Here is a 2,133-nt window from a genome sequence, read left to right as displayed (position 1 = left end):
CCTCGGTGGTGGTCAAAACCAGAGTTGGTGACGTCATGCTGTCCTGCCTGAATCCGACGCGCTCGCAGTCAGCGGTGTCGATGCACGCAGCGAAATCCGCGGCGCGGCGACTCCGGCGCACCACCGTGACAATCGGCCCGGTCGTTTCCAGCCCCGGCGGCAGTCACAGGCGCTACGGAAGCGCTCCTATTAAAAATGATTGTCATTATCAATAACATGCAGACGGGAGGGGTGTCAAAGCGAGCGGCTCCGGGCTTGGCGACCAGTGTCCGCAAGTCCGCATCGAGCGAGCGCGGTTCTACTGGTTGGGCTGGTCCCCCACAGTCTGTTCGGCTGGTCCTGGGCCGATCCGGTCAAAGCCCTGGTAATTGTCGCGATCGCAGTGCGAGAGGGCAACGCGCGACGGCGTCAGGGCGCTCAGGTGAACGCCTTGAGCTCGACACCGTCGGCCAGCAACCGATCGCGGACGGCGTTGGCGATCTGCACCGCGCCCGGCGAATCCCCGTGCACGCAAATCGATTCGACGGTGATCGGGATGGTCGACCCGTCGACCGCGGCGACCCGCCCCGTGGTGACCATCGATGACACCCGGTCGGCGATCTCGGTGACGTCGTGTAGCACGGCGTTGCGTTCACGCCGCGACAGGAGTTGCCCGTCGGCGCGATACGCGCGGTCGGCGAACGCCTCGGGCACGGTGCGAAGGCCGAGTTCCTGCGCTTCGGCGAAGAACACCGAACCCGAAAGGCCGAGCACCGGCAGGTCCGGGTCGACAGCGTGTACCGCCGTGGCGACAGCGTGGGCCTGGTCGCAACTAGTGACGATCGAGTTGAACAGCGCGCCACGGGGTTTGACATAGCTGACCATCGACCCCGCGGCATGGGCCAGCGCCTGCAGCGCACCGATCTGGTAGACGATCTCGGCGGTGAGCTCGTCGGGGTGCACGTCGATGTAGCGGCGGCCGAACCCTGCGAGGTCGCGGTAGCTCACCTGGGCGCCGATCCGCACGCCGCGCGGCGGCGACCCGGCACGTCTGGAGCAGCAACGCGGGATCGCCTGCGTGGAACCCGCAGGCGACGTTGGCGCTGGTTACCACGTCGAGCATGGCCTCGTCGTCGCCGAGTTGCCACGCCCCGAAACCCTCGCCCAGATCCGCGTTGAGGTCGACGGTCACACCGCTGGCGTCCGGGGCTGATCTCGAAGAAACGGTACGACTCGTCGAGAAGTCGGGCAGGCGAGTCATCGCCTCGCAAGTCGATGTCCGGGACCGCGTCGGTCTGCAGAAGGCTCTGGATGACGCGGTAGCCGAACTGGGTGGACTGCACGTCATTGTCGCGAATGCGGCCATCTGTCCGCTGGGCAACGATGTTCCCGTACAGGGCTTCATCGACGCCTTCGACGTCGACTTCATCGGCGTCGTCAACACGGTGCACGTCGGCCTGCCGCACCTGGGGGAGTGCGGCTCGGTGATCATCACCGGGTCGGTGGCGGGTCTGGTGCCCCAGGCAGGTGGGGTCAACGGCCAGGGCGGACTGCAGGGCCCCGGCGGAGACGGTTACGGGCTGGCGAAGAAGATGGTTCGCGACTACACGCGTTCGCTCGCGCTCTCAGTTGGCCCAAGCAAGATTCGGGTCAATGCAATTCACCCCACCAACGTCGACGCTGACATGCTGCCGAACCCAGCGATGTACAAGACGTTTCGGCCCGATCTCGCCGACCCGACTCGAACGGATGCCGAGGTGACCTTCCCGTTCATGCAGGCCATGCCGATTCCCTATGTCGAGCCGGCCGACATTTCGCATGCAGTGGTCTATCTGGCTAGTGACGAATCCCGGTACGTGACAGGGCAGCAGCTCTTCGTCGACGCCGGCGCCTCCTTGAAGCTGGGTATTTGAGCGACACGAGTCTTGGCGACCTCAAAGACTTGGTCAGTTAAGCTCACTGCCGATGCCCTCTGAAGCAGCCGGCCGATGGCAACTGCGTTCTACCGTCTCGAAGCGATGATGGCCGATCGCAACGTGCCCGCCATCCCCGTCATCGCGCTCACCGGCTATCTCGGATCAGGTAAAACGACGTTACTCAACCACATTCTCCGAGCACCGGGAGCGCGAATGGGGTCGTAATCAACGACTTTGG

At 64.7% G+C, this 2,133-nt stretch carries 3 protein-coding genes and 2 pseudogenes; 4 read left to right on the top strand and 1 reads right to left on the bottom strand.

Going from position 1 to position 2,133, the window contains the following annotated elements:
- Together ACN269_RS34680 and ACN269_RS34675 are read left to right on the top strand one after the other, a co-directional pair.
- A partial coding sequence (locus ACN269_RS34680) for a hypothetical protein (RefSeq protein ID WP_421477557.1) occupies positions 1-215 on the top strand: 215 nt, incomplete at its 5' end.
- 74 nt (positions 216-289) lie between these two features.
- Positions 290-395: pseudogene (locus ACN269_RS34675) on the top strand (cation transporter); the annotation flags it as partial.
- 22 nt (positions 396-417) lie between these two features.
- Here ACN269_RS34675 and ACN269_RS34670 read toward each other — a convergent pair.
- Positions 418-1,171: pseudogene (locus ACN269_RS34670) on the bottom strand (LamB/YcsF family protein).
- Between ACN269_RS34670 and ACN269_RS34665 the strand changes: the two are divergent.
- Both ACN269_RS34665 and ACN269_RS34660 read left to right on the top strand, forming a co-directional pair.
- The gene (locus ACN269_RS34665; RefSeq protein WP_421477556.1) at positions 1,101-1,892 is read left to right on the top strand and encodes an SDR family oxidoreductase; all 792 of its coding nucleotides are present in this window, start codon (positions 1,101-1,103) and stop codon (positions 1,890-1,892) included. The pseudogene ACN269_RS34670 and the gene ACN269_RS34665 overlap by 71 nt on opposite strands.
- Positions 1,893-1,967: 75 nt before the next feature.
- Positions 1,968-2,120, top strand: coding sequence for a GTP-binding protein (locus ACN269_RS34660; protein WP_421477555.1), 153 nt, complete (start codon positions 1,968-1,970; stop codon positions 2,118-2,120).
- Positions 2,121-2,133 lie beyond the last annotated feature (13 nt).

The sequence above is a fragment of the Micromonospora sp. WMMD736 genome (assembly GCF_049179015.1).
Taxonomy (GTDB): Bacteria; Actinomycetota; Actinomycetes; order Mycobacteriales; family Micromonosporaceae; genus Micromonospora.
Note: the sequence above shows the minus strand (reverse complement) of the source record. Positions and strands in the feature narration are given on the sequence as shown.

Excerpts from the sequence above, each read along its gene's own strand:
- ACN269_RS34665 (WP_421477556.1), top strand. The coding sequence starts at position 1,101 with ATGGCCTCGTCGTCGCCGAGTTGCCACGCCCCGAAACCCTCGCCCAGA.
- ACN269_RS34660 (WP_421477555.1), top strand. The coding sequence starts at position 1,968 with ATGGCAACTGCGTTCTACCGTCTCGAAGCGATGATGGCCGATCGCAAC.